Annotated in this window: 22 protein-coding genes; 18 read left to right on the top strand and 4 right to left on the bottom strand. The window is 69.7% G+C overall.

The annotated features are described in order from the left end of the window. Positions 1 to 279: 279 nt before the first annotated feature. On the bottom strand, positions 280 to 1,038 hold the full coding sequence (locus tag EUC46_RS01370) for a DUF4253 domain-containing protein (RefSeq protein ID WP_128772376.1): 759 nt from the start codon (positions 1,036 to 1,038) through the stop codon (positions 280 to 282). 328 nt (positions 1,039 to 1,366) lie between these two features. Between EUC46_RS01370 and aspS the strand changes: the two genes are divergently transcribed. After that, positions 1,367 to 3,172 carry an aspartate--tRNA ligase gene (gene aspS / locus EUC46_RS01365; protein ID WP_128772375.1) on the top strand — a complete coding sequence of 602 codons (1,806 nt, stop codon included), beginning with the start codon at positions 1,367 to 1,369 and terminating at the stop codon, positions 3,170 to 3,172. 173 nt (positions 3,173 to 3,345) lie between these two features. Here the strand turns inward: aspS and EUC46_RS01360 are convergent, their stop codons facing one another. Next, positions 3,346 to 3,675 (bottom strand): hypothetical protein, encoded by a 330-nt coding sequence (locus tag EUC46_RS01360; protein ID WP_241655319.1) that lies wholly within the window; start codon positions 3,673 to 3,675, stop codon positions 3,346 to 3,348. After that, positions 3,653 to 3,970 carry an ArsR/SmtB family transcription factor gene (locus tag EUC46_RS01355; RefSeq protein ID WP_128772374.1) on the bottom strand — a complete coding sequence of 106 codons (318 nt, stop codon included), beginning with the start codon at positions 3,968 to 3,970 and terminating at the stop codon, positions 3,653 to 3,655. Before EUC46_RS01355 ends, EUC46_RS01360 begins: the two co-directional genes overlap by 23 nt. Positions 3,971 to 4,347: 377 nt before the next feature. Here EUC46_RS01355 and EUC46_RS01350 point away from each other — a divergent pair, with 377 nt between their 5' ends. Then, the gene (locus EUC46_RS01350; protein ID WP_128772373.1) at positions 4,348 to 4,929 is read left to right on the top strand and encodes a TetR/AcrR family transcriptional regulator; all 582 of its coding nucleotides are present in this window, start codon (positions 4,348 to 4,350) and stop codon (positions 4,927 to 4,929) included. Positions 4,930 to 4,995: 66 nt separating this feature from the next. Then, entirely contained in the window at positions 4,996 to 5,613 is a 618-nt protein-coding gene (locus EUC46_RS01345; RefSeq protein WP_128772372.1) for an L-threonylcarbamoyladenylate synthase, read from the top strand. A gap of 69 nt (positions 5,614 to 5,682) precedes the next feature. Here the strand turns inward: EUC46_RS01345 and EUC46_RS01340 are convergent, their stop codons facing one another. Beyond that, positions 5,683 to 8,070: an MMPL family transporter gene (locus EUC46_RS01340; protein WP_241655318.1), complete on the bottom strand. Its 2,388-nt coding sequence runs from the start codon at positions 8,068 to 8,070 to the stop codon at positions 5,683 to 5,685. Here EUC46_RS01340 and EUC46_RS01335 point away from each other — a divergent pair. The 15 genes from EUC46_RS01335 to EUC46_RS01265 all read left to right on the top strand — a co-directional run bounded on the left by EUC46_RS01335 (position 8,069) and on the right by EUC46_RS01265 (position 24,555). Continuing rightward, positions 8,069 to 9,580, top strand: a complete 1,512-nt coding sequence (locus EUC46_RS01335) for a replication-associated recombination protein A (protein WP_128772371.1) — start codon at positions 8,069 to 8,071, stop codon at positions 9,578 to 9,580. The genes EUC46_RS01340 and EUC46_RS01335 overlap by 2 nt on opposite strands. A 166-nt stretch (positions 9,581 to 9,746) precedes the next feature. Continuing rightward, the gene (locus EUC46_RS01330) at positions 9,747 to 10,622 is read left to right on the top strand and encodes a sulfite exporter TauE/SafE family protein (RefSeq protein WP_128772370.1); all 876 of its coding nucleotides are present in this window, start codon (positions 9,747 to 9,749) and stop codon (positions 10,620 to 10,622) included. Between the two features lie 352 nt (positions 10,623 to 10,974). After that, positions 10,975 to 11,598: a 30S ribosomal protein S4 gene (gene rpsD, locus EUC46_RS01325; protein WP_128772369.1), complete on the top strand. Its 624-nt coding sequence runs from the start codon at positions 10,975 to 10,977 to the stop codon at positions 11,596 to 11,598. A 151-nt stretch (positions 11,599 to 11,749) separates the two neighbouring features. Beyond that, positions 11,750 to 14,461 (top strand): alanine--tRNA ligase, encoded by a 2,712-nt coding sequence (gene alaS / locus EUC46_RS01320; RefSeq protein WP_128772368.1) that lies wholly within the window; start codon positions 11,750 to 11,752, stop codon positions 14,459 to 14,461. A gap of 12 nt (positions 14,462 to 14,473) precedes the next feature. Further along, on the top strand, positions 14,474 to 14,950 hold the full coding sequence (gene ruvX, locus EUC46_RS01315; RefSeq protein ID WP_128772367.1) for a Holliday junction resolvase RuvX: 477 nt from the start codon (positions 14,474 to 14,476) through the stop codon (positions 14,948 to 14,950). Continuing rightward, positions 14,947 to 16,164, top strand: a complete 1,218-nt coding sequence (mltG, locus tag EUC46_RS01310; RefSeq protein WP_128772366.1) for an endolytic transglycosylase MltG — start codon at positions 14,947 to 14,949, stop codon at positions 16,162 to 16,164. The genes ruvX and mltG overlap by 4 nt, the downstream gene beginning before the upstream one ends. Positions 16,165 to 16,180: 16 nt before the next feature. Then, entirely contained in the window at positions 16,181 to 17,083 is a 903-nt protein-coding gene (locus EUC46_RS01305) for a shikimate dehydrogenase (RefSeq protein ID WP_338324449.1), read from the top strand. A gap of 73 nt (positions 17,084 to 17,156) precedes the next feature. Next, positions 17,157 to 18,404, top strand: coding sequence for a chorismate synthase (aroC, locus tag EUC46_RS01300; protein WP_206645850.1), 1,248 nt, complete (start codon positions 17,157 to 17,159; stop codon positions 18,402 to 18,404). Continuing rightward, positions 18,401 to 20,251, top strand: a complete 1,851-nt coding sequence (aroB, locus tag EUC46_RS01295) for a 3-dehydroquinate synthase (protein WP_241655317.1) — start codon at positions 18,401 to 18,403, stop codon at positions 20,249 to 20,251. Before aroC ends, aroB begins: the two co-directional genes overlap by 4 nt. Continuing rightward, a complete protein-coding gene (locus tag EUC46_RS01290; protein ID WP_128772363.1) occupies positions 20,241 to 20,783 on the top strand; it encodes a shikimate kinase in 543 nt (180 codons plus the stop codon). The genes aroB and EUC46_RS01290 overlap by 11 nt, the downstream gene beginning before the upstream one ends. 9 nt (positions 20,784 to 20,792) lie before the next feature. Then, on the top strand, positions 20,793 to 21,488 hold the full coding sequence (locus EUC46_RS01285) for an FMN-binding negative transcriptional regulator (protein WP_128772362.1): 696 nt from the start codon (positions 20,793 to 20,795) through the stop codon (positions 21,486 to 21,488). Positions 21,489 to 21,620: 132 nt separating this feature from the next. Further along, positions 21,621 to 22,184, top strand: a complete 564-nt coding sequence (gene efp / locus EUC46_RS01280) for an elongation factor P (RefSeq protein ID WP_128772361.1) — start codon at positions 21,621 to 21,623, stop codon at positions 22,182 to 22,184. Between the two features lie 36 nt (positions 22,185 to 22,220). Then, positions 22,221 to 22,799, top strand: a complete 579-nt coding sequence (gene nusB / locus EUC46_RS01275) for a transcription antitermination factor NusB (protein WP_128772360.1) — start codon at positions 22,221 to 22,223, stop codon at positions 22,797 to 22,799. Between the two features lie 76 nt (positions 22,800 to 22,875). Then, complete coding sequence (gene ppgK, locus EUC46_RS01270) at positions 22,876 to 23,631, top strand: polyphosphate--glucose phosphotransferase (protein ID WP_128772359.1); 756 nt, start codon at positions 22,876 to 22,878, stop codon at positions 23,629 to 23,631. A gap of 12 nt (positions 23,632 to 23,643) precedes the next feature. After that, a complete protein-coding gene (locus EUC46_RS01265) occupies positions 23,644 to 24,555 on the top strand; it encodes an SDR family oxidoreductase (protein WP_128772358.1) in 912 nt (303 codons plus the stop codon). Positions 24,556 to 24,659: the final 104 nt, after the last annotated feature.

Here is a 24,659-nt window from a genome sequence, read left to right as displayed (position 1 = left end):
CTTGCCGCACCTGACCCACCACACTCGCCCTGCGCGGGCCGGATGGCCGGCGGCTGACGGGCTGTACGCACGAACTGACAGGGGTCACTCACCGCAGGCCTGAGGCCGGCGTGAGCCCCGATCGGGGATCATTGGGGCGCGGATCGCTCCTGGCGCCACACTATGGGAGCGCCCATGCCCCTGCCCAGGGCCTTGCCGCGGGTCACAGGTGAGGTCGGTCTCGCCCGGGCTGCGCCCGCCGCCCGGGCGGCTACCCGACTCGGCTCAACTCGGTTCAACTCAGTCCCACCACAGTTTCCAGGCCCATGCACGCGGGATCCTGTGCACAAAGCCCTCCAGGGTGAAGTTCCCCTGCTCAAAGAGGTCCGGGCAGAAGGTGTAGACCTCCGCCGCGAGCGCCCGGGCATTGACGTGCTCCAGGCGCCCCGGGGGCACCATGAGGAGCATGGTGTCAAAGCCAATGGCGGACAGCACTATGCCGAAGCGCTCCTCCCAGGAGCGCAGCACAGCGGAGGCTCCCTCGCCGTCCAGGTCCCAGTTGCAGCTGCCCAGCCAGCCGAGCCGAGCCGGGACGTCGGCTGGACGGGCCACGGGCACTAGCAGTAAACCCGAGTCTCCCGGGCCCGTGCTGAGGTCGGCGGGCTCCAATTCCCGGCCGGCCGTCCCCGGAACCAGGGTTGTGGGCACGGGCAAGGCGGGGTGGTCCAGTTGGGCGCCCATGGAGCGCAGCACGTCCAGGGCGTCGTGGCGCGATGGCCGCGCGGAAGGGCCTGCGAGCTCGCCGTCGTGCCAGGGGCTGGAGATGTCGCCGCGCTGCCCCTGTGCACGCAGGGGCCACAGGCCCGTAACCGGGAAGGCCTCGACCAGTTTGGCGATAAGGCCGGCCAGGAGGGCATCGGCCAGGATGTCATCGCTGACCCAGGCTACCGTCTGCGGGGTAGCGCCCAGCCTGGTGGTCACCTGGCGCCCGCGGGGAAGACGAATCCCGGAGACCTCGGCGGCGCCGGTCGGAGGGAGGGACGGGGAGGGAATGTGCATGGCGCAAGGCTACGGGCATGCGGTGCGGGGTGCGGCCCGCCGCCGTGCTGTGGACCGCATTGCGCCCTGGCGCCTCATATTCTGCGCCTTCGTCCTTCTGCCCTTCCTGCCCTCAGGTATGGCGGGCTCTTCGCCGTCACGAATACCGTCCCCGACCTGGTCGGCCGGCCCGTCCCTGCGGGAGTCGGGAGGCAACCGGGCCGGGCGCGAGGGGCCTGGCCGGGCGCGGGGCGCGCTCGGACATAGGATGGTGGGCGGCGCCCGCTCGTCTCGCGGTGCGCCCCGCTGGGCACCGGGGATGTGCCCCATACGGAAGGAACCCAGCATCGTGCTGCGAACCCGCACCGCAGGCTCCCTGCGCGCCACCGACATTGGCCAGGTCGTCACCCTCACCGGTTGGGTGGACCGACGCCGGGACCACGGGGGCGTCGCCTTCATCGATCTGCGTGACGCCTCCGGTATTGCCCAGGTGGTCATCCGTGAGGAGATTGCTCACGACCTGCGGGCCGAGTACGTCCTGAGGGTCACCGGTGAGGTGACCGCCCGCCCCGAGGGCAACGCCAACCCCAACCTGCCCACTGGCCAGATCGAGGTGGTGGTCACACAGGTTGAGATCCTCAATCCGGCCGCCCCGCTGCCCTTTCAGGTCTCCGACCACGCTGAGGACGCCGGGCAGGTCGGTGAGGAGGCCCGCCTGAGGTACCGCTACCTGGATCTGCGCCGCAGCCCCATGCAGCACGCCATGCGCCTGCGCGCCAAGGTTAACCAGGCGGCTCGCCGCGTCCTGGACGCCCATGACTTCGTCGAGGTCGAGACCCCGACCCTGACCCGCTCCACCCCCGAAGGGGCGCGCGACTTCCTGGTGCCCGCGCGCTTGGCGCCCGGCTGCTGGTACGCCCTGCCCCAGAGCCCCCAACTGTTCAAGCAACTGCTCATGGTCGCCGGCATGGAGCGCTACTACCAGATTGCCCGCTGCTACCGCGATGAGGACTTCCGGGCCGACCGTCAGCCCGAGTTCACCCAGCTCGACGTGGAGATGAGTTTCGCCGAGCAAGACGACGTCATAGCCGTGGCCGAGGAGGTCCTGCGCGAAGTGTGGGCCCTGATCGGCCATGAGTTAGAGACTCCCATTGCGCGTATGACCTACCGCGAGGCCATGGAGCGCTACGGCACCGACAAGCCCGATCTGCGCTTCGGCCTGGAACTGACCGACCTCACCGAGTTCTTCACCGACACGAGCTTTCGGGTCTTCCGCCAGCCCTATGTGGGCGCCGTCGTCATGCCCGGCGGTGCCGGCCAGTCGCGGCGCACCTTCGACGGCTGGCAGGAGTGGGCCAAGCAGCGCGGCGCCCGCGGCCTGGCGTATGTGACCGTTGGCGAGGATGGCGCGCTGGGCGGGCCCGTGGCCAAGAACATTACCGAGGCCGAACGGGCCGGCCTGGCCGCCGCCGCGGGCGCGGGGCCGGGGGACTGCATCTTCTTCGCCGCCGGCTCCGTGGACGCCGCCCGCGCGCTCCTGGGCGCCGCCCGCCTGGAGATCGCCAGGCGCTGCGGGCTCATTGATGAGAACGAATGGTCCTTCGTGTGGATTGTGGACGCCCCCCTGTTCAAGCCGAGCGCTGAGGCCAGGGCGGAGGGCGACGTGGCCCTGGGCGGATCCGCCTGGACTGCTGTCCACCACGCTTTCACCGCGCCCAAGCCGGAGTGCCTCGACACCTTCGACACCGACCCGGGCACCGCCCTGGCCTACGCCTACGACATTGTCTGCAACGGCAACGAGATCGGTGGCGGTTCCATTCGCATTCACCGGGCCGACGTCCAGGAACGGGTCTTCAAGGTGATGGGCATTAGCCGGGCTGAGGCGGCCGAGAAGTTCGGCTTCCTGCTCGACGCCTTCACTTTCGGCGCTCCGCCCCACGGCGGGATCGCCTTCGGCTGGGACCGCATCGTTTCCCTGCTCACCCGCGCCGACTCCATCCGTGACGTCATTGCCTTCCCCAAGTCCGGTGGCGGCTTTGACCCGCTCACCCAGGCCCCCGCACCGATCACCGCTGCCCAGCGCAAGGAGGCCGGCGTGGACGCCGTGGCGGAGCCGGTCGCCCCAAGCCCGGATCGCCCGGGCGCAGCGGGATGAGTCACCCCCCACGAGCGCCTTGGAAGCCTGAGGACGACGCCTCGCGCCCAATACGCAGTTCGACACCGAGGGGCCCGCAACCACGAGGTTGCGGGCCCCGGATGTCAGTGGATCGTCATCGGCGGGCCCCGCGCGGGCCCCGCGCGGGGCCCGCACCCGTCGCCCGCCCGATCTCAGGCGGCGTGCGTGCAGGTGGGGCAGGAGCAGTCCTCGCAGACGCATGAGGAGCAGGAGTCTGAGCAGTGCGGGCAGCTGCAGGTGTTGTGGTTGCAGGTGGGGCAGGAGCAGTCCTGACACTCGCATACGGCGCAGGAGTCTGAGCAGTGCGGGCAGGCGCAGGTGTCGCACTCGTCGTAGTGCCCGTGGTCCTCGTGGTGGAGGTGCCCGTTGTGGACGTAGTCGACGTGGTCGCCATGGATGATGGCGAGGTGGCCGCAGTTCGGGCCGTGGGTGTGGTGGTGGGCCTCGGCGGGGCGGTGCTCAGTGGTGACAGTCATGGTCATGTTCTCTCATGTGGTTCAGGGCGTCGAGGAAGATCGACGCCACGTGGTCATCGATGAGGGAGTAGTTCGAGCGTCGCCCACTGCGCTCAACCTGTACCAGGTGAGCGTCGCGCAGAATGCGCAGATGGTGTGACACCAGGGGCTGGGAGGCGCCCAGGAGCTCGGTGAGCTCGGTGACGTCCGCCGCCGAAGTGGTCAGGCGGTGGATAATGCTCGCCCTCATCGGGTGCGCGAGGGCCTTGAACAGCCGCACGACGGGTTCCTCGTCGGAGAGCGGTGCCTCGACCTCTCGCATAAAACCAACCTTATATCAAAGAAACTCAATGCGGCAATTGCGTGCCTGACGGCACCCGGATCAGTGGATAGCGCTGACCACAGTAGCCCATTGGGGCGGCCGTGAGGGCTGCTCGGCCCCGGCGCCGAGCGCAGCTGCCAGCTCGTGGGGGCGACTGCGCGGGCTGCCGAGCGCAGACGGACACGGGTGCGTTGACGCCTGGCGCAAGGTCGGGACAAAGGCAGAGACAACTGCTGTCCGGCCCTCGTCCATGTCCGGATGGGCGTCTATCGCAGTGAATGGCTCAGGGTGCCAGCGCGGCTAAAACATCTAGAATATATGTTCTAGAATATTCGTTCTAGAACGTAGGATCTCATTCGGGATCTAGACTCCCGCCCATGGCACGACCAGCGAGATTCAGCGCCGATGACATCCTTGACGCCGCCACCCGGACCGTCCTGGAGCAGGGGACGGAGGTCACGATGGCCCAGATCGCCCGGGCCGCAGGGGCTCCAACCGGGTCGATCTACCACCGCTTCGCTTCCCGCGAGGAGCTGCTCATAAGGCTGTGGTTGCGTTCAATGCGTCGTTTCCACACCGGCTTCCTTCGGGCCTGCCGCTCAGAACCGGCCGCCGACGCCGTGGTGGCAGCGGCCGTCCACGTCGTCCAGTTCTGCCGAGAGCACCCGGCCGACGCCTACGCCATGACCCTCTACCGGCACAGCGAACTGCTCGACACTGCCCCTCCCGGCCTGCGCGAGGAGATTGCCGCCCTCAACGAGGAGGTCGACATTGTCTCCCGGGAGCTGGTCTATCGCCGCTATCGGGATTTCGATGCTCACCGCAACACCCTGCTGCACACCGCCATGCGCCTGTGCCCCCACGGGATGGTCCAACCCTTCGTGGGTGGAGAGGTTCCCGACTGGCTTGACGACGCTGTGGCTGCCGCCGCCGGCGCCATTGCCGCACTGGGGGATTGACGTGGAGCGTGGGCCGTGCGGCCCGTTGGACTGCCGAGAGTCCATGCGGCAGGGCACAATGGGGGCATGTCGCGCTACATTGAGCTCCACCCCGTCAACCCGCAGGCACGACTCGTAGCGAAGGTGGTGGGGACCTTGCGCGACGGCGGCCTGGTCGCCTACCCGACCGACTCCGGCTACGCCCTGGCCTGCGCGCCGGGCAACAAGGAGGGGCTTGACCGCATTCGCGCCATCCGCCAGCTCGACGACAAGCACAACTTCACTTTCGTGTGCGCCAACTTCGCTCAGGCCGGCCCCCTGGCGATCGTGGGCAACAACGCCTTCCGCCTCATTAAGCGCCTGACGCCCGGCCCCTACACCTTCATTCTCAAGGGCACCAAGGACGTGCCGCGAATGACACTCAACCCTAAGAAGCACACCCTGGGGGTGCGCATCCCCGACCACGCCATCACCCAGGCGCTTGTGGCGGAGTTCGCCAGCCCCATCTTGTCCTCCACCTTCATCCGCCCCGGCCAAGAGGAGCCCGAGACCAGCGGCTGGGAGATTGAGGACAGCCTCGGCCACCTTATTGACATTGTGATTGAGGGGCCGGTGACCTCCACCGAGCCCACCACCGTCATCGACCTGACTCAGGATGCCCCCGAACTCCTGCGGGCCGGGGCCGGAGACCACTCCTTCATCTGATTCATCTTCAAAGGCCCGCGCATCGCGCGCTTCTATGGAGAATTATGGAGAATATGGAGAAGTGAGCGCTCAGCCCTCGTTCAAGCCGTAGCGCTTGTGCAGGCGCTGCAAGGGGGCGGGCGCCCACCAGTTCCACTTGCCCAGCAGGGTCATGGTTGCCGGCACGAGGAGCATCCGCACCACGGTGGCGTCCAGGGCCACAATCACTGCCAGCGCCAGCCCAATCTCTTTGACCACCAGCAGCTCGCCGACCGTGAAACCCAGGAAGACTGTGAGCATAATCAGGGCCGCAGAGGTCACGATCCGCCCGGAGTGCTGGAGCCCGCGCTCGACCGCGGCGTCATTGTCCGCCCCAGCATCCCAGTGCTCCTTGATCCGGCCCAGCAGGAAGACCTCATAGTCCATTGCCAGGCCGAACCCCACCCCCAGGGCGGTGACCACCACATAGGTCTCCACCCCTCCGATCGGTGTGAACCCCAGCAGGCCGGCGCCGTGCCCGCCTTGGAAAACCCACACCACGACCCCCAGGGAGGACACCAGAGAAATGGTGTTGATAATGAGGGCCTTAAGGGGCACCAGCAAAGAACCAGTCATAAGGAAGAGCAGGACCACCGTAGCCAGGATAATGATGCCCACGACCCACGGCAGCTGGGCGGACACGGACTGGCGGAAGTCGAGCTGAGTGGCCGCCTGCCCGGTGATCCAGGTGTCGGCCGGTGCCGGCAGGGAGCGCAGGGAACTGACCGCCTGCTCAGCGGTCGATGAGGAGGGCTCGCCCTCCAAGTCCAAGTAAACCACTGTGTACTTCTCGGCCGTGGCGGACTTGAGCACGGAGGTCACGCCGGGGGTGGTGGCGACCTTGTCATTAATGAAGTCGGTGACCGAGTCCCCGGCGCCGGCGATAATGAGAGTGGCGTCCTGCTCGGTTGCCGCCGGATAGTCCTCCTGAAGAATGCGCAGATAGGTGCGCTGTCCGGAGGCCGGGGGCAGCAGATCAGTGGTTGAGGACAGCATGTGCAAGCCGCGCACCGGGGCGGCGAGCACGCCCAGGAGCGCCAGGCAGCCGATAAGCACCAGCCAGGGGCGGGCGTGGACCCGACGGGCCAGGGCGGAGAAGACCCCTTCTTCCCGGGTGACGTCTCCCACGCGTCGTTGCAGGGCGCCGAGCAGGGGCAGTCTCTGCAGGGGGGAGGGTTTGAGCAGACGGCGCCCCAAGAGCACCAGCACCGAGGGGATGAGGGTTAGTGAGGCCGCCACTGAGATGAGGACGACCGCAACACCCGCCAGCCCGATTGAGCGCAGAATGCCGGTGCCCACCAGCACCAGGCCGAGCATGGACACCGCGACGGTCAGAGCCGAGAAAAGCACAGTGCGTCCCGCCGTGGCCAGGGTGCGCAGCATGCATCTGGTAATGAGCGTATCGCGTCGCCCGGTGCGGCGCCGGCGTGCGCGGCCCTCCTCGGCCCCATCATCCTGGCCGTGCGCGCGGGCCAGCTCCTCCCGGTAGCGGGACGTAATGAGCAGGCCGTAGTCGATGGACAGGCCCAGGCCGATTACCGAGACGATATTGACGACGAAGGACTGCATCTCGGCGCCCAGGCTCATGAAGTAGAGCACCCCCAAGGTGGCGGCGATGGAGACCACCCCGCCCAACAGCGGCATCCCCGCGGCCAAGAAACCACCGAATACGAGCACCATAATGATGAGCGCGGCCGGTAGGGCAATGACTTCGCCCCGCACCAGGTCCTTCTCCACCTGGTCATTGACGGCTTGGCTCATGAGCGCCTCGTCGGAGACGATGCCCTGCGCCGAGGGGTCGACCTTTTGGAGCTCGGCGGGCACCGCCGCCAAGCGCGTCTCGACCTTGGCAACGATCTCGTCGCGCTTATTCGTGTAGGCCTCATCGTCCGCCCGGGCGATGGCCGCGCCGTTGGGGTCGACGGTAACGACAATGAGGAAACCATCAAGTTTGGTGGAGGCCAGGACCTGGGCAGCCGGCTCCTCAAGCATCCTGGGCACCACGAAAGGGTCGAGCACATTCTCCTCACCGACCAGATCGCGCAGCTCGCTGTGAGCCGGCTCCAGGGCGGCGGCCACCGCCGCCTGCTTGTCAGGGGTGGAGATGTCCACGCCGGTGATGAGCAGGGAGACGGCGACGCCGTCACCGGTCAGCGTGTCAAGAACCTCCTGGCCCTCAGCGCTCTCAGTCCCCTGCACGACCGCATTGCCCGGCTCGAGGCGTTCGAATAGGCCCTTACCGCCCAGGCCGGTCAGTGCCAGCGCCAGCATGACAATAGCCAAGAACGCCCAGGCACCGACGACGATCCAGGCGTCCTTAATAATCCGACGGGCGAGCCAGGAGAGCATGACCATATTGTTCCACTGTTCCCCGGAAGGGTTCGCCTCCAGGGGCGGGGCGCGCCGGTGAGGGGTGGTGAGGGATAGGGTCACTCCCATGGATCTGTTCGAGACCCAGGGGGTGGATGACGCCGGGGTGCCCGACGACGCCCGGGCGCCGCTGGCCGTGCGGATGCGTCCGCGCGCCCTCGACGAGGTCTTGGGTCAGGACCACCTTCTGGCCCCGGGCTCCCCCCTGCGCAGGCTCATTGATCCGGCTGCCGGCCCGCGCACCGGCCCAGGAGTCTCCAGCGTGATCCTGTGGGGGCCTCCGGGCACCGGCAAGACCACCTTGGCCTACCTTGTGGCTCGCGCCTCAGGCCGCCGCTTCGTGGAGTTGTCCGCGGTCAGTGCCGGGGTCAGGGACGTGCGCGCCGTCGTCCAGGACGCCCGACGCCGTCTGGCCGCTTCGGGGCAGGAGACGGTTCTCTTCATTGACGAAGTGCATCGCTTCTCCCGATCCCAGCAGGATGCGCTTCTTCCCAGCGTGGAGAACCGCTGGGTGACCCTCATGGCGGCGACGACCGAGAACCCCTCGTTCTCGGTCGTCTCCCCGCTGCTGTCCCGCTCCTTGCTGCTGACCCTCCAACCCCTTGATGCCCGCAGCGTCCGCGCCTTGGTGGAGCGGGCCGTCGCCGACCCCCGGGGCCTGGATGGCTCGGTGAGCCTGAGCCGGGATGCCGGCGAGCAGATTGTGCGGATGGCCGGCTCGGATGCCCGCAAGTCCCTGACAATCCTGGAGGCGGCGGCCGGTGCGGTCCTGGCCGCCACAGCCGAGGACGCCCCTGGGGAAGCGGCCCGGACGGTCCCGGCCGTCACCCTGGCCGACGTCGAACGGGCCGTCGATGTGGCCGCCGTGCGCTACGACCGTCGCGGAGACCAGCACTACGACGTCGTCAGCGCCTTCATTAAGTCCATGCGCGGCTCGGACCCGGACGCGACACTCCACTACCTGGCCCGCATGATTGCCGCCGGAGAGGACCCCCGGTTCATTGCCCGGCGCATTGTCATCCATGCCGCCGAGGACGTGGGCTTGGCCGATCCCACGGTGCTGTCCACGGCTGCGGCCGCCCAACAGGCCGTAGCACTCATAGGCATGCCCGAAGCCGGACTGGTTCTTGCCGAGGCGGCCCTGGCCGTGGCCACCGCACCAAAGTCCAATGCGGTCACCATCGCCCTGGATCGGGCCATGGCCGACGTGCGCGCCGGCAAGGGCGGGCAGGTGCCGGCCCATCTGCGCGACGCTCACTACCCGGGAGCCCAATCTCTTGGTCACGGTCAGGGATATCTCTACCCCCACGACTTCCCGCACTCCGTGGTGGCCCAGTCCTACCTGCCCAATGACCTGGAAGGCGCCGAATACTACCGGCCGACCACCCACGGATTTGAGGACCGCCTGACTCAACGCCTGGCCTCCATCCGCAGGATCCTGCAGACCACGGCCTCGGTTGACCCCGCGAGCGCCAGTTCTCCTGAGACTGCCGGGACTGAGTTCGAGCGGTGCAGCGCAGCCAGGAACAGGCTGGGCCAGGGGCCATGGCGGGCCGCCCCCGGCGGGCCCGAGTCATAGGGCTGCGCGGCGCCAGGTGGTGGCCCGTGCTCTCTAGTTCTTCCCCGGCACCTCCTGTGGCTTTCTGCACTTCTTCTGCACTTCGCGGTACTTCGCGCCCCACGGGGCGTGCGACATCGTTCGATCACGGGCACCCGGCGTTCCCGCCGGTGCCTAAGCTGAGCGCATGGAGGACGATCAGCAGGCCGGCGACGACGGCGCTGACGCATCCCCCGATGTGCGCCACCGGCCCGAGGCGCCGCAGTCCTCGGGCGGCCAGATTCAACGCGGCGGATCCACGAGCCCGGGCAGATTGGCCCTGGCGTGCCTTGTCGGCGCGAGCGCGGGGCTCCTGTCCGGGTTATTCGGGGTCGGAGGCGGCATTGTGCTGGTGCCCGCATTGGTGGCCGTCCTGGGCCTGGACCAGCGCCGGGCCGCTGCCACCTCCCTGGTGGCCATTGCGCCCGCAGCCCTCGTCGGGGCCATGAGTTACGGCCTGCGTGCCGAGGTTTCGCTCGTCGCCGCGGCGCTGGTCGTGCTCGGCTCCCTGGCGGGCACCCAGGTTGGTGTTCGCCTCCTGCACAGCCTTCCCACCCGGGTGCTGACGTGGATCTTCGTCGCCTTTATCGTCCTGGTCCTGGTGGCTCAGCGGATGTCGGTACCGGTGCGAGGCATAGCGCTCGCGTTGAGCCCCGGTCGGTGTGTGGCGCTGGTGTGCCTCGGCCTGGTGGCGGGCCTTCTCGCCGGGCTGGTCGGCGTCGGCGGGGGAGTGGTGGTTGTGCCGGGGCTGGAGATTGTTTTGGGCGCCAGCGACCTGTTGGCGCGCGGCACCTCCTTGGCCGCCATGGTGCCCACCGCCGTGGCCGGCACGGCGGGCAACCTTCGGCGGGGCGGTGTCGAACTGCGCGTCGGCCTGCTGGCCGGAGCAGCCTCGGCGGTGTGCTCCCCGGTGGGCTCGTTCCTCGCTGCGGGCATGAGCCCGGTGACGGGCAGATGGCTCTTCAGCGCTTTTCTGCTGATCGCCGCCGTCTCCGTGCTCTACCGGGCGCGGAGACGGCGGTAGCCGAGAATGCCGCCGAAGCCCTCGTCGACCGCGCTCTGCCGGGCGCACGGCCGCCCATTGGGCGGCGGCGCCTGAGGTGAATCGGGCCGGTCGCGGTGAAGCACTCGACGCCGCCGGAGCCCCTGGCCAGGGCACTGAAACAATGAAGACGAACAATGAAGACGATGAGGATCGCCTCACAGGCGGTGGGCGAAGGGTGCGGCCGCCGTCGTCCTCGGGCTAAAGTCCTGGGGTGGTTCGTTGGCGCAGTGCGCCCGACGGGCCCCTGGGGTCCTGGCCTGCTACGGCTGACCCCGCGCCGCGGGCACCCGCCCGCGGCGCGCGAGAAATCCGACAGGAAGAGAAACAACAAGTGAGCTCATCCCGCTCCCGCCGTCAGGTGCGCCTCTCGCGCGCCCTGGGCATCCCGCTGACCCCCAAGGCCGTGCGCTACTTCGAGAAGCGCCCCTACGGCCCCGGCGAGCACGGGCGCGCCCGGCGTCGCGCCGAATCCGACTACGCCGTCCGTCTCAAGGAGAAGCAGCGCCTGCGCGCCCAGTACGGTATTCGCGAGGCCCAGCTCCAGCGGGTCTTCAAGGAGGCCCGCCGCGAGAAGGGCCTGACCGGTGAGTCCCTGGTCGAGCTCCTGGAGATGCGCCTGGATGCTCTTGTCCTGCGCTCCGGCTTCGCCCGCACTATCGCCCAGGCCCGCCAGGCCGTGGTCCACCGCCACATCCTGGTGGACGGCAGGATCGTGGACCGCCCCTCCTTCCGCGTCAAGCCCGGCCAGACCATCCAGGTCCGCCCGCGCTCCCAGGTGATGGTCCCCTTCCAGGTGGCCGCCGCCGGCGCGCACCGCGACGTCCTGCCGCCCGTGCCCGACTACCTGACGGTCGAGTTGGAGAAGCTCTCCGCCACGCTGGTGCGCCGTCCCAAGCGCGATGAGGTCCCCGTGACCTGCGACGTCCAGATGGTCGTCGAGTACTACTCACGCTGACCTCCGCCGGCCCACGACGCCGGGGCGCCCCGGACCGTTCACCGGTTCGGGGCGCCTGACGTTCCAAGGTAACCTCGTTTCAGACCACATTGTCATCACGCGCATCCGCAGCCCCACCGGAGCGCCTCACCCAGAATCGAGCAGGATACTCATGCGCACCTCCGAGATCCGCAACCGCTGGCTCGCCTACTTCGGGGCCAATGGTCACGAGGTCTGCCCCTCCGTGCCCTTGGTCTCCCCGGACCCTTCGATCCTGTTCACCATCGCCGGAATGGTCCCCTTCATCCCCTACATTATGGGGACCGAGGAGGCCCCCTGGCCGCGCGCCGCCTCGGTGCAGAAGTGCATCCGCACCAACGACATTGACAATGTCGGCAAGACCACACGCCATGGCACGTTCTTCCAAATGAACGGCAATTTCTCCTTCGGGGACTACTTCAAGGAGGGCGCCATTGACTACGCCTGGGACCTGCTGACCGGTTCAAAGCAGGAGGGGAAGTACGGGCTGGACGGCGACCGGCTGTGGATGACCATCTGGGAGGAGGACAGGGTCTCCTTCGACCACTGGACCCGAGTGATCGGTGTGCCCGCCGAGCGCATCCAGAAGCTTCCCTTCGCGGAGATCTCCTGGTCTACTGGGCAGCCCGGGCCGGCCGGCTCGTGCTGTGAGATTCACTACGACCGCGGCCGGGCCTACGGGCCCGACGGCGGTCCGGCCGTAGACACCCGGGGCGACCGCTTCTTGGAGATCTGGAACCTCGTGTTCGACGAATTCCTGCGCGGGGAGGGCCAGGGCCACGACTTCGAGCTGGTGGGCAAGCTCGACAGGACGGCCATTGACACCGGCATGGGCCTGGAGCGCCTCGCCTTCCTCATGCAGGACAAACCCAATATGTATGAGATTGACGAGGTTTTCCCCGTCATCGCCGCCGTCCAGGACATGAGTTCTAAGACCTACGGCCGTGGGGCCAAGGGGGCCGCCGCCGGGCAGGCCTACGACGACGATGTGCGCATGCGCGTGGTGGCCGACCACGTGCGCAGCGCACTCATGCTCATTGGCGACGGCGTGCGCCCCGGCAACGACGGCCGCGGCTACGTGCTGCGCCGTCTCATCCGCCGTGCGGTGCGATCCATGCGCCTGCTGGGCGTGGAGGAGGCCACCATGCCCATCCTGTTGACCGCCTCCAAGGACGTTATGAAGGCCTCCTATCCTGAGCTGGAAACCAACTGGTCCACCATTGCCGACGTCGCCTACGGCGAGGAGGAGGCCTTCTTACGCACCCTGGCCGCCGGCACCACCATCTTGGACACGGCTGTGGCCACCGCCAGGAGAAGCGCCAAGAAGGGATCCCGGCCGGTGGTGTCAGGCACCTCCGCCTTCGAACTGCACGACACCTACGGTTTCCCCATCGACCTGACTTTGGAGATGGCTGCCGAGCAGGGCGTGGTTGTGGACGAGAGCGCTTTCCGCACGCTGATGAACGAGCAAAAGGAGCGCGCCCGCGCCGACGCCCGCGCCAAGAAGACCGGCCACGCCGACATTCGCGTCTTCCGGGACATGGTTAAGGAGCTCGGCGGAGGCTCCACCTTCGTGGGCTACACCGATTCCAGCGCTGAGGCGGCGGTGGCCGGCCTCCTCGTCGACGGCCTCCCTCAGCCCGTCGCCACCGCCCCCGCGCAGGTTGAGGTCATCTTGGACCGCACGCCCTTCTGGGCCGAGATGGGCGGCCAGCTCGCCGACCACGGCACCATCCGCCTGGCGGAGGGGGGCACCATGGAGGTCGACGACGTCCAGGCCCCCGTCAAGGGGCTGACCGTTCACCGCGGCCGCCTCACCGAGGGAACCATCACCGTGGGGGAGCGGGCCTACGCGCACATTGATACCGAGCGCCGTCTGGCTATTGCCCGGGCTCACACCTCCACCCACATGGTCCACAAGGCCCTCCATGAGGTCGTCTCCGACAACGCCACCCAGGCCGGAAGTGAGAACTCCCCCTCCCGCCTGCGCTTCGACTTCCGCCACGGCACCGCCCTGGCCGGCGAGCAGATCGAGGGCATTGAGGAACTCGTCAATGTCAAGCTCGCCCAGGACCTGCCGGTCACTGACGAGGTCATGGACATTGACGCCGCCCGCGCCGCCGGGGCCATGGCCCTGTTCGGGGAGAAGTACGGCCGACAAGTCCGTGTGGTGTCCATTGGCGGGGACTGGTCCAAGGAACTGTGCGCCGGCACCCACGTGCCCACCACCGGCCGCATTGGGCGCATTGCCGTCCTGGGGGAGTCCTCCATTGGCTCGGGCGTGCGTCGTATCGACGCCCTGGTCGGTGACGGGGCCTACGGCTTCCAGGCCAGGGAGCACGCCCTGGTCTCTCAGCTCTCCGCCCTTGTGGGGGGCCGCGCCGAAGAGCTTCCCAGCCGCGTCGAGAGCCTCATGACGCGCCTGAAGGAGGCGGAGAAGGAACTGGACAAGGCCCGCACCGCCCAGGCGCTGGCCCGGGTTGCCGAACTCGCCGGCTCCGCCACCCAGGTGGGCCCGGTGCGCCTGGTGCGCGCCGCCGTCGGCGAGATGCCCTCCGCCGACGCCCTGCGCGCCCTGGCCCTGGGCGTGCGCGACCGCCTGGGCGAGGACGGGCCGGTGACCGTTGTCCTGGTTGGTCTGGTGGGCGGCAAGCCCTCAGTGGTGGCGGCCACGAACAGTAGGGCGCGTGAGCGCTCCATTAAGGCCGGGCCGCTGGTCCGTTTGGCCGCCAGGATCCTCGGCGGCGGCGGCGGTGGCCGCGACGATGTCGCCCAAGGCGGGGGCCAGAACAGTGAGGCGCTGGACCAGGCGCTGGACGTTGTCGAGCGCGAGCTGGGTGCCTGAGGCCTTAGACCGGTGCGTTACGGTGTGAGACTGGCGTTCGACGTCGGTAAGGCGCGGGTGGGCGTGGCCCGCTGCGACGCGGAGGCAATCCTCCCCGTCCCGTTGACCACGCTGCGCCGTGACCGCTACGGCGCAGATCTCGATCAGGCGGCAGACCTGGTCCAGGACCACGCCGCAGTTGAGGTCGTTGTCGGCCTGCCGCGTACTATGAGTGGTGGCAGCTCTTCATCCACTCGTGATGCCCGACGATGGGCCCGTGACCTGGCGGGGGCCATTGCTCCCGTTCCCGTGCGACTCGTCGACGAGCGCCTCACGACGGTCATGGCGCACCGCTCACTGCACGAGTCCGGTCGCCGTGAGAAGAACTTCCGCGCCATTGTCGACCAGGCCGCGGCCGTGGTCATTCTCGAGCAGGCCCTCGAGGCTGAGCGAGCCACGGGCGCCCCGGCCGGGGAACCCGTCGTCCCGACCAAGAGAGGCAGATCATGAGCCAAGATGACTTCTTCGCCCAGATCGGCATCGACCCCGGTCCCACCCGGTCTCAGCGGGGCGAGCGCAGCCGGCGCGCCGCGCGCCGTGCAGCCAGGCGCCGCCGCCGGCGCCGCCGCATTCTGACCACCGTGGTGCTGGTCGTGGCCCTCGCCGGGGTGGGTGTTGGCGGTTACCTGGCCCTCGACAACATCCGGGAGGCCCAGAGCCTCCAGACCGCCATCACCGACTACACCGGGATCGGTGACACCGAGGTGACCGTCACCATCCCCGAGGGCGCCACCGGAAACGAGATTGGGGCCATCCTCGTGGAGGCCGACGTAGTGGCCTCCGTGGGGGCCTTCGTCAACGCTTACGGCGCCAATGCCAACGCCTCCAAAATCCAGGCGGGCACCTACACCCTCAAGACCCGCATGTCCGCCGCCAACGCCGTGGCCGCGCTCCTCGACCCCTCATCGCGGTCCGACCATGCGCTGACCATTCCCGAGGGCGCCACCAAGGCCCAGGTGCGCGAGCGCCTTCAGAGCGTCGGCGGCTACACCAACGCCGAGATCGACGCCGCCTTCGCGGACACCGCCGCCATTGGCCTGCCGGAGGTCGCAGGAGGCGATGTCGAGGGCTGGTTGGCGCCATCAACCTACGACATTTCTGAGAACGCCACCGCCACCGATGTGGTCGCCCAGATGGTCGCCACCACCATTTCGCGACTCACCGCCCAGGGGGTGGCCGCCGCCGACTACCAGGCGGTGCTCACCAAGGCCTCCATCGTTGAACGCGAGGTTTCCTCCGACCAGTACTACGGGAAGGTCGCCCGCGTCATTGAGAACCGACTGGCCGACACCGGAGGCGAGACCCGGGGCATGCTCCAAATGGACTCCACCGTCCTGTACGGGCTGGGCCGCACCGGCGGCATCCCCTCATCGGCGGAGATCGCCGACACCTCCAACCCCTACAACACCTACGCTCACGCCGGCCTGCCGCCCACACCGATCGGCAGCCCCAGCGAGAAAGCCATTGCCGCGGTCATGAACCCGCCCGCGGGCGACTGGCTCTACTTCGTCACCGTGGACCTGACCACCGGCGAAACCCTCTTCGCCACCACGCACGAGGAGCAGAAGACCAACACGGAGAAACTCACCGCCTACTGCAAGGAGCACCCCGATATCTGCTCGGGCAACACGGCCACACCGACCCCCACCGGCAGTGGGGGCTGAGCCCAGGGGCCACCGGGTGGCCGTCATTGGCGACCCGGTGGAGCACTCCCTGTCCCCAGTCCTGCACCGCGCCGCCTACAGGCGACTCGGCCTGGACCACTGGACCTACGAGGCCCGTCGGGTCGCCCCCGCCGCGCTGGCGGCCGTGCTGGAGCAGGTCGCCGCCCCCGCACAGGGCGCCGTCTGGGCCGGGCTGAGCGTGACCATGCCCCACAAGCAGGCGCTCATCCCTCACCTGGACATAGTCGACCCGCTGGCCAGCACGGTCGGGGCGGTCAACACCGTCCTCGCCCAGCGCTCGGGCACCGGGGCCGCCCTGCTGGCCGGCTTCAATACCGACGTCGCCGGCATTGTCGAGGCGCTGCGCGAGATCACCGCGGCCCGCGAGCCGGGCGGGCCGGCCCCGCTCCGCGCCGTCGTCCTGGGATCAGGGGCCACCGCCTGCTCGGCGCTGGCCGCGCTCAGCGAGCTGGGCGCCACCAGCATGACCATCGCCGCCCGCCGCCACGCCGGCCCCGGGCGCGCCCAGGCAGCCGCCCGGCGCATGGGCCTGAACGTCACCACCCTGACGTGGCGGGTCAATGACCAGGCCTCCCACGCCGAGGTCGCCCGGGCCCTGGCCGCGGCCGACCTGATCGTCACCACCCTGCCCGCCCACGCCGCCGACCCCCTGGCCCTGCCCCTGGGTCACGCCCTGGCGGCCCGGGGCGGCCCGCGCCCCGGGGCCGCCATGCTCGACGTCATCTACGACCCCTGGCCCACGGCCATAGCCGCCGCCTGGCAGGACGCCGGCGGCGCCGTGGCACCCGGCTGGCTCATGCTGCTGCACCAGGCCGCGCCCCAAGTGCGCCTCATGACTGGTCGCCAGCCCGACCTCAACACCATGCGCGCCGCCCTGCTGGCCGCCATTGCGCGGTGAGCGGGCCCGTGCCCGTCAGGAGCCGACGAGAAGCCCTCATGGGCCAGTGCCCCACTGTGGGATGATCAACGGCATGCTTCGATGGATGACCGCCGGCGAATCGCACGGCGAGGCCCTAACCGCCGTGATCGACGGGATCCCCTCCGGGGTGAGGATCACCAGCGAGCAGATCCGCGCCGCCCTGGCCCGCCGCCGCCTGGGGCACGGGCGCGGGGCCCGCCAGGCCTTCGAACAGGACCACCTGCGCCTCCTGGGAGGAGTGCGCCACGGCCGCACCATTGGCAGCCCGATCGCCCTGCAGATCTCCAACACCGAGTGGCCCAAGTGGTCCACCGTCATGAACGCCGACCCCGTCGACGAAGCCGCGATGCTCATAGACGCCGGCACCGGCGACGAGAAGGAGATTGCCCGCAACCGCCCCCTGACCCGCCCGCGGCCCGGCCACGCCGACCTGCCCGGCCTGCTCAAGTACGAACTGCCCGACGCCCGCCCCGTCCTGGAACGCGCCTCCGCCCGCGAGACCGCCGCCCGCGTCGCCCTGGGCGCCATCGCCCAGGCCCTACTGGAGCAGATCGCGGGAGTTGGCCTGATCAGCCACGTCGTGCGCCTGGGCGCCATCGCCCTGCCCGAGGACGCCCCCGCCCCCCGCGTGGAGGACACCGCCCGCCTGGACGCCGACCCGGTGCGCTGCACCGACCCGGCCACCAGCGCCGCCATGGTCGCCGAGATCGACGCCGCCAAGAAGGCGGGCGACACCCTGGGGGGAGTCGTCGAGGTTATCGCCACCGGCGTGCCGGTCGGCCTGGGCACCCACGTCAGCGCCGAGCGGCGCCTGGACGCCCGACTGGCGGCCGCTGTCATGAGCATCCAGGCCGTCAAGGGCGTGGAGATCGGGGATGGCTTCGCCCAGGCCGCCCGGCGCGGCTCAACCGCCCACGACGAGATCCTGGCGGTGGAGCGCGGACACATGACGCGCGCCACCAACCGGGCCGGGGGCATTGAGGGCGGCATGTCCAATGGCGCCCCCCTCCGCGTGCGCGCCGCCTACAAACCCATCTCCACCGTCCCACGCGCCCTGCGCACCGTGGACCTGGCCACCGGGCAGGAGGCCACTGGGCTCCATCAGCGGTCGGACACCACTGCCGTCGTGCCCGGCGCCGTCATCGCCCAGGCCATGGTGGCCCTGGTCCTGGCCGACGCCCTCCTGGACAAGACCGGAGGGGACTCAGTGGCCGAGGCCCGCCGCAACCTGGCCGGCTACCTGGAGCAGGTGGCCGGGCGCACCACCTGGGAGGGCACGAGCCGAAGGGAGCACCCGTGAGCGCGCGCAAACGCCCCGGCGAGCCGGGCCTCGTCGTGGACCCCACCCACCTGCCCCTAATCCTCGTGGGTCTGCCCGGGGCGGGCAAGACGACGGTGGCGCGCCTCCTGGCCGCGGCCCTGGGCGTCCAGGTCACCGACACCGACGCCGAGGTCCGCCGCCGGGCCCGCATGACCATCCCCCAGATCTTCGCCTCAGAGGGGGAGGAGCGCTTCCGCGACCGCGAGCAACGCGCCCTGCGGGCCGTGCTGGAGTCCGAGGCCCGTGCTCAGGGCGTGGTGGCCCTGGGAGGCGGCGCGGTGCTGCGCGCCGAGAACCGGGCCATGCTGGCCGGGCACAGCGTCATCCACCTGGTCGCCTCCCCGGCCACCGCCGCCGCCCACGTCGGTGACGGCAGCGGACGGCCCCTCATGAACCAGACCGTCGACTCTGACGCCGCCGAGGCCGCCCTCGAGGGCCCGGTGGCGCCCGGGATCCTGGCCCGCATGGAGGCCCTCCACGCTGAGAGGGCCCCCCTGTACGAGGAGGTGGCCACCATAACCGTGGCCACCGACGGGCTCACCCCCGAACAGGTCAGCGCCCTGGTGCTGGTCGCCCTGGGAGCCAGCCCCAGCGACACGGCCCGCTCCCTGGCCGCTGCCGGCGCCACCCGCAGCTCCCTGGCGGCCCCCTCACCGCGCCGCCCGGACCGTCCCAGGACCGTGGCCTCCTCCGGCACGGTCGCCGAGCGGCACGGCCCCGCCCGCGTCCGTGTCGGGGGCGCCCGGCCCTACGAGGTCGTCATTGGCCACGACCTGGCCCCCGAGGTTACTCGCGCCGTCCAAACGGCCCCGGGCGGCGGCGCCGGGGGAGTGGCCATAGTCCACCCCCAGGCCCTGACTCGGGTCGCCCGCGGCTACGAGGCCGACCTGGCCGGCGCCGGCGGGCGCGTGACCCGCGTCGTCGTCCCCGACGGGGAAGCCTGCAAATGCGCAGCGGTCCTCACTGACGTCTGGGAGGCCCTGGGCGCATTCCGCATGGGTCGTGACGGTTGCCTCATTGGCCTGGGCGGAGGGGCCACCACCGACCTGGCGGGCTTCGCCGCCGCCAGTTGGCTGCGCGGAGTCCCCGTGGTGCAGGTCCCCACCTCCCTGCTGGCCATGGTCGACGCCGCCGTGGGCGGCAAGACCGGCATTGACACCGCCGCGGGCAAGAACCTCGTGGGGGCTTTCCACCCCCCCAGCGCCGTCATCGCGGACCTGGCCGCCCTGGCGACCCTGCCCACCGCCGAGCTGCGCGCCGGCATGGCAGAGGTCGTCAAGTGCGGCTTCATCGCCGACCCCGTCATCCTGGACCGGGTCCTGGCCGACCCCGCCGACTGCTTGAACTGGGACTCCCCGGTTCTGGCCGATCTCGTCACCCGCTCCGTGGCCGTCAAGGCCGCCGTAGTCAGCGAGGACCTCACCGAATCGGGGCTGCGGGAAATACTCAACTATGGGCACACCTACGCCCACGCCATTGAGAAAGTCACCAACTACACCTGGCGCCACGGGGAGGCCGTGGCCGTGGGCTGCGTCTTCGCCGCCGAGACCGCCTGGCGCACCGGCCGCCTGGGCGCCGACGAACTCGCCCTCCACCGCCGGGCCCTTGAGGCGGTAGGGCTGCCCACCACCTTTCCCGAGGGCGCCGACCACTGGGCGGACCTGCACGCCGCCATGCTCAGCGACAAAAAAGTGCGCGCCGGCACCCTGCGCATGGTCCTGCTCGAGGCCATTGCGGCGCCCGTGCGCGCGCGCGCCCCCGAAGCCCAGGTGCTCGAAGCCGCCCACACCGCCGTCACCACCCCCGGGCGCGCGCATGAGCGCTAGTCGGCGCCAACCGGTCATCCTCGTGGGGCCTCCCGGCGCCGGATGCTCCAGCGCAGCGCGCGCCCTCGCCGCCCTCCGGGGAACGGCCAGCACCGACCTGGCGGAGCAAACCGCCGCCGGACTCGGCGTGGAGCCCGAGCTCGCCCTGGTCATGGCGCCGGAGGCCCAGTACCGGCGGGTTGAGGAAGCCTGCGCCCTGCGCCTCATTGCGCAGGCCCGGGCCGAGGGCACCGTCGTCGCCCTGGGCTCGGGGTGCCTGGGTGCCGGGCCGGTTCGCGCCGCGCTCGCCGCCCTGGCCGACAGCGGCGGCCGCATCATCGCCCTAACCGCTTCAACGCGACGCCTGGCCTCCCGCAATGGCCTGGACGCGCCCCGGTCGGTGGCCCTGGGCACCGTCCGCCACGAGTTCACCCTCATGCTGCACGCCCGCGAGGCCCAGTGCCGGCAGGTGGCGGATCGTGTTGTCGACACCACCGACCTGGAGGCCGAGCAGGTCGCCGCACTTCTCGACAGCTCAGGGGCGCGCCAGTAGCCTGCCGGCATGTACGTTCCCCAGCACTTCGAGTTGCCCGAGGACTACACCCGCCGACTAATGACCGCGCCAAGGTCCGGCAACCTGGTCACAGTCCACGCACACGGCCCCGAGGCCACCCTGGTGCCGTTCTACTACGACGAGGAATCCTCCAGCCTCGTCACCCACCTCGTGCGGAACAACCCCCAGGCCGGCGAGCCCCTGATTCACCCCACGGGACTGATTATCCTCGACGAAGCCGACGCCTACGTCTCGCCTGAGTGGTACGCCACCAATGACGTCAAGCCGAACGTCCCCACCTGGGACTACATCACTATCCACGTCACTGGTCCGGTGACCATTGACCCGAGCCCGTCGGCGGCGCTCGAGGCCGCCCGGCGCATGACGCACGTCATGGGCGATGGCGACACCCTGGAGCCCATTGGCGAGGAGAAACTGGAGCGCATGTCCCGGGCGATCGTCGCAGCCTCAGTCGAGGCCCGAATGGTGCGCGGCAAGGCGAAGATGAGCCAAAACCGCCACCCCGACGACGTGCGCAGCCTCATAGCGGCCATGGAGGAGCAGGGGGAGATGAAACTGGCCCGCTACCTGCGCGACGTCTCCCTGCCCTACGCCGAGGAGCGTTTCGCCACCATTAGTCGCCTACGCGGCCAGCGGCAGGCCCGCACGGACCTGGCCGCCGCCCCCACCTGCTACGGCGCCTGAGGAGCTCGGCGGGCCCGACCTCGCCGGTCGGCGCCGGGGCCGGGGGCACGGTAGACTCACCGCGTCCAAGACCCCCGGACCCCGCAGCCGGCACAGCCCAGGGGTCCAGCCCCGACAGTGAGGAAACCGCTCGTGGCCACGACGAACGACCTGAAGAACGGCATGGTTCTCAACCTCGAGGGCCAGCTGTGGCAGGTGGTCGAGTTCCAGCACGTCAAGCCCGGCAAAGGCCCCGCCTTCGTGCGCACCAAGCTCAAGAACGTCCTGTCCGGCAAGACCGTGGACAAGACCTTCAACGCCGGCCTCAAGGTCGACACCGCCACCGTGGACCGCCGCGACATGCAATTCCTGTACCGCGACGGTGACGGCTTCGTTTTCATGGACGTCAAGGACTACGAGCAGACCTATGTCCCGGCGGCCACCGTGGGGGAGGCCGCCACGTTCCTCCTGGAGAACCAGGACGTCGTGGTGGCCTTCCACGAGGACGCCGTCCTGTTCGTTGAGCTGCCCGCCTCCGTGGTGCTCACCGTCTCTCACACCGAGCCCGGCCTCCAGGGCGACCGCTCCAGCGCCGGCACCAAGCCGGCCACATTGGAGACCGGCGCGGAGATCCAGGTGCCCCTGTTCCTCAACACCGGGGACAGAATCAAGGTGGACACCCGCAACGGCTCCTACATTTCCCGCGTCACCGACTGAGACGCAGTGACTGACGCAGTGACTAATGAATGACTAATGACTGAGGACACCACCGCCCCGCCGAGCGGCCCCGCCCCCCACCAGGGGGGCGGGGCCTCCCGCCCGCTCAAGCACGCCGTCACCGCCCGCACCAAGGCCCGGCGCCGCGCCATTGAGATCCTCTTCGAGGCCGATCAGCGCGGCCTGCTGGACGCTGGGCGCCGCAGCGGCAATGACAGTGACGAGGCCCAGGGCGGGGGCGACCCCGCGGGCGCTGGGCCGGCCGGGGAGCGACTGCGCCTGTTCGCCGCTGAACGTGCGGTCAACTCCGCCAACCACACCCCGGCCCCCGCCTACACCCGCCAGATCCTGGCCGGTGTAGCCGACCACCTCGACGCCATTGACGAGGCCATTGAGACCTACGCCCAGGACTGGACCCTGGGCCGTATGCCCGCCGTGGACCGGGCCATAGCGCGCATGACCACCTGGGAGATCGTCTACAACAACGAGGTCGACGCCCCCGTGGCCCTGGACGAGGCCATGACCCTGGCGCGCATGCTCTCCACTGACGATTCCCCCCGCTACCTGGGCGGCCTACTGGGCCGCATTGGCGATTTGGCGGACACTCTGGGCTGAAAACCAGGGCGCCGGCACCCCGCTGGGCGGTATTCTCGCGCTGACAGCCATGTACACGGCCCTGCAGGAGGAAGCCATGGCACACGTCGGATGCGGTATCGACATTGGCGGATCGGGTGTCAAGGGCGCCCTGGTAGATCTCGACAGCGGGGAGTTCATTGGCGAGCGCGTGCGCATTGAAACCCCGCAGCCGTCCACCCCTGAGGCGGTGGCCGCGGTCTGTGCGGAGGTCCTCGACCGCCTCGGCGCCCCGCAGGACATCGCCGTCGGCGTTAGCTTCCCCGCTCCAATCATCCGCGGCGTCGTGCGCTTCATGGCCAACCTCGACCAGTCCTGGACCGGTGTGGACGTCAATGCGCTCCTGTCCGAGCGCCTCGGCCGCCGCGTGCACACGCTCAACGACGCCGATGCCGCCGGCCTCGCCGAGGTCGCCTACGGCGCCGCCAAGGACCACCCGGGCACCGTCATTGTCACCACGCTCGGCACCGGGATCGGGTCGGCCGTCATTGTCGACGGGACCCTGGTACCCAACACCGAGCTCGGCCACCTGGAGATTAACGGGCATGACGCCGAGACGCGCGCCTCCTCCGGGCAGCGTGAAGCCCAGGGCCTGTCCTGGAAGAAGTGGGCCAAGCGCCTCCAGCGCTACTACAGCCACGTCGAAATGCTCTTCTCCCCCGACCTTTTCGTCGTCGGCGGGGGCGTGTCCAAGAAACACGAGAAGTTCCTCCCGCTGCTCGACCTTCACACCGAGATCGTCCCCGCCGCCCTGCTCAACGCCGCCGGCATTATCGGAGCCGCCTACGAGGCCGACCGCTGCAGCCGGGCCTGAGACACCTGAGACATGAGTGCGGCAGACACGACCGGTCACCCGGCCGCCCCCTCCGGCGCTGGGCGGCCCCAATCCCGCCCCCTCATAGGAGTCACCGGGGCCACCGGCAAGGTCGGCGGCATGGTCGCCCAATCCCTTCACCGGGACGGCCAGCGGCTCAGACTACTGGTGCGGGATCGGGGCCGTGCACCGCAGTGGGCCGACGACGTCGCCGTCATGACCTACGGGGACCGTCGGGCCTGCCTTGACGCCCTGGAGGGCGTCGATCTCCTCCTCATGGTCTCAGCGGCGGAATCGGCCGACCGGCTGAGCCAGCACCGCACTTTCATTGCCGCAGCCGCGGCGGCGGGAGTACGGCACGTGGTCTACACCTCTTTCCTGGGCGCCTCGCCAGAGGCGACTTTCACCCTCTCGCGCACGCACTGGCACACTGAGCAGGCGCTGCGCGACTCCGGCATGGCCTTCACCTTCCTGCGGGACTCCTTCTACACCGACTTCCTGGCCGAACTGGCCCTCAGCGGCGTCATCGCCGGACCCGGCGGCCAGGGGAGGGTCGGCGCCGTGACCAGGGCCGACGTCGCCGCCAGCCTGAGCGCCGTTCTCACAGACCTGGCTGCGGGGCGGACCCAGCACACCGGGGCCACCTACAACCTCACCGGGCCCCAGGCCCTCAGCCTGGCCGACGTCGCCCGCACCACCGCCGAGGTCACGGGCCGACCCTGCGTCTACCGCGAAGAGACCGTGGAGGAGGCCTACGCCGCGCGCGCCCACTACGGCGCCCCGCACTGGCAGGTGGAGGCCTGGGTGACCACCTACACCGCCATTGCGGCCGGGGAGCTGGAGCTCCTCACCGACGACGTCGAGCGCCTGACCGGGCGCGCCCCCATGTCCCTGGCCGACCTGCTGCGCTCCCTGGAGGCCTGAAGCCCTGCCCGCGACGCTCATCCGCAGTGCGGTCACGGCGCGCGGGCCGACCCCCGCGGGGCTACGATCGCCACCGACAGGCATCCTTTAAGTCCGTCCGGAGA

This window comes from Actinomyces oricola, assembly GCF_004104015.1.
Taxonomy (GTDB): domain Bacteria; phylum Actinomycetota; class Actinomycetes; order Actinomycetales; family Actinomycetaceae; genus Actinomyces; species Actinomyces oricola.
The sequence above is the reverse complement of the archived record's forward strand: the minus strand, read 5'-3'. Positions and strand labels throughout refer to the sequence as shown.

Coding starts and splice junctions, on each gene's coding strand:
- EUC46_RS01370 (WP_128772376.1), bottom strand. CDS start 1,038: ATGCACATTCCCTCCCCGTCCCTCCCTCCGACCGGCGCCGCCGAGGTC.
- EUC46_RS01360 (WP_241655319.1), bottom strand. CDS start 3,675: ATGACCATGACTGTCACCACTGAGCACCGCCCCGCCGAGGCCCACCAC.
- EUC46_RS01355 (WP_128772374.1), bottom strand. CDS start 3,970: ATGCGAGAGGTCGAGGCACCGCTCTCCGACGAGGAACCCGTCGTGCGG.
- EUC46_RS01350 (WP_128772373.1), top strand. CDS start 4,348: ATGGCACGACCAGCGAGATTCAGCGCCGATGACATCCTTGACGCCGCC.
- EUC46_RS01345 (WP_128772372.1), top strand. CDS start 4,996: ATGTCGCGCTACATTGAGCTCCACCCCGTCAACCCGCAGGCACGACTC.
- EUC46_RS01335 (WP_128772371.1), top strand. CDS start 8,069: ATGGATCTGTTCGAGACCCAGGGGGTGGATGACGCCGGGGTGCCCGAC.
- EUC46_RS01340 (WP_241655318.1), bottom strand. CDS start 8,070: ATGGGAGTGACCCTATCCCTCACCACCCCTCACCGGCGCGCCCCGCCC.
- EUC46_RS01330 (WP_128772370.1), top strand. CDS start 9,747: ATGGAGGACGATCAGCAGGCCGGCGACGACGGCGCTGACGCATCCCCC.
- alaS (WP_128772368.1), top strand. CDS start 11,750: ATGCGCACCTCCGAGATCCGCAACCGCTGGCTCGCCTACTTCGGGGCC.
- mltG (WP_128772366.1), top strand. CDS start 14,947: ATGAGCCAAGATGACTTCTTCGCCCAGATCGGCATCGACCCCGGTCCC.
- aroC (WP_206645850.1), top strand. CDS start 17,157: ATGCTTCGATGGATGACCGCCGGCGAATCGCACGGCGAGGCCCTAACC.
- EUC46_RS01290 (WP_128772363.1), top strand. CDS start 20,241: ATGAGCGCTAGTCGGCGCCAACCGGTCATCCTCGTGGGGCCTCCCGGC.
- EUC46_RS01285 (WP_128772362.1), top strand. CDS start 20,793: ATGTACGTTCCCCAGCACTTCGAGTTGCCCGAGGACTACACCCGCCGA.
- nusB (WP_128772360.1), top strand. CDS start 22,221: ATGACTGAGGACACCACCGCCCCGCCGAGCGGCCCCGCCCCCCACCAG.
- ppgK (WP_128772359.1), top strand. CDS start 22,876: ATGGCACACGTCGGATGCGGTATCGACATTGGCGGATCGGGTGTCAAG.
- EUC46_RS01265 (WP_128772358.1), top strand. CDS start 23,644: ATGAGTGCGGCAGACACGACCGGTCACCCGGCCGCCCCCTCCGGCGCT.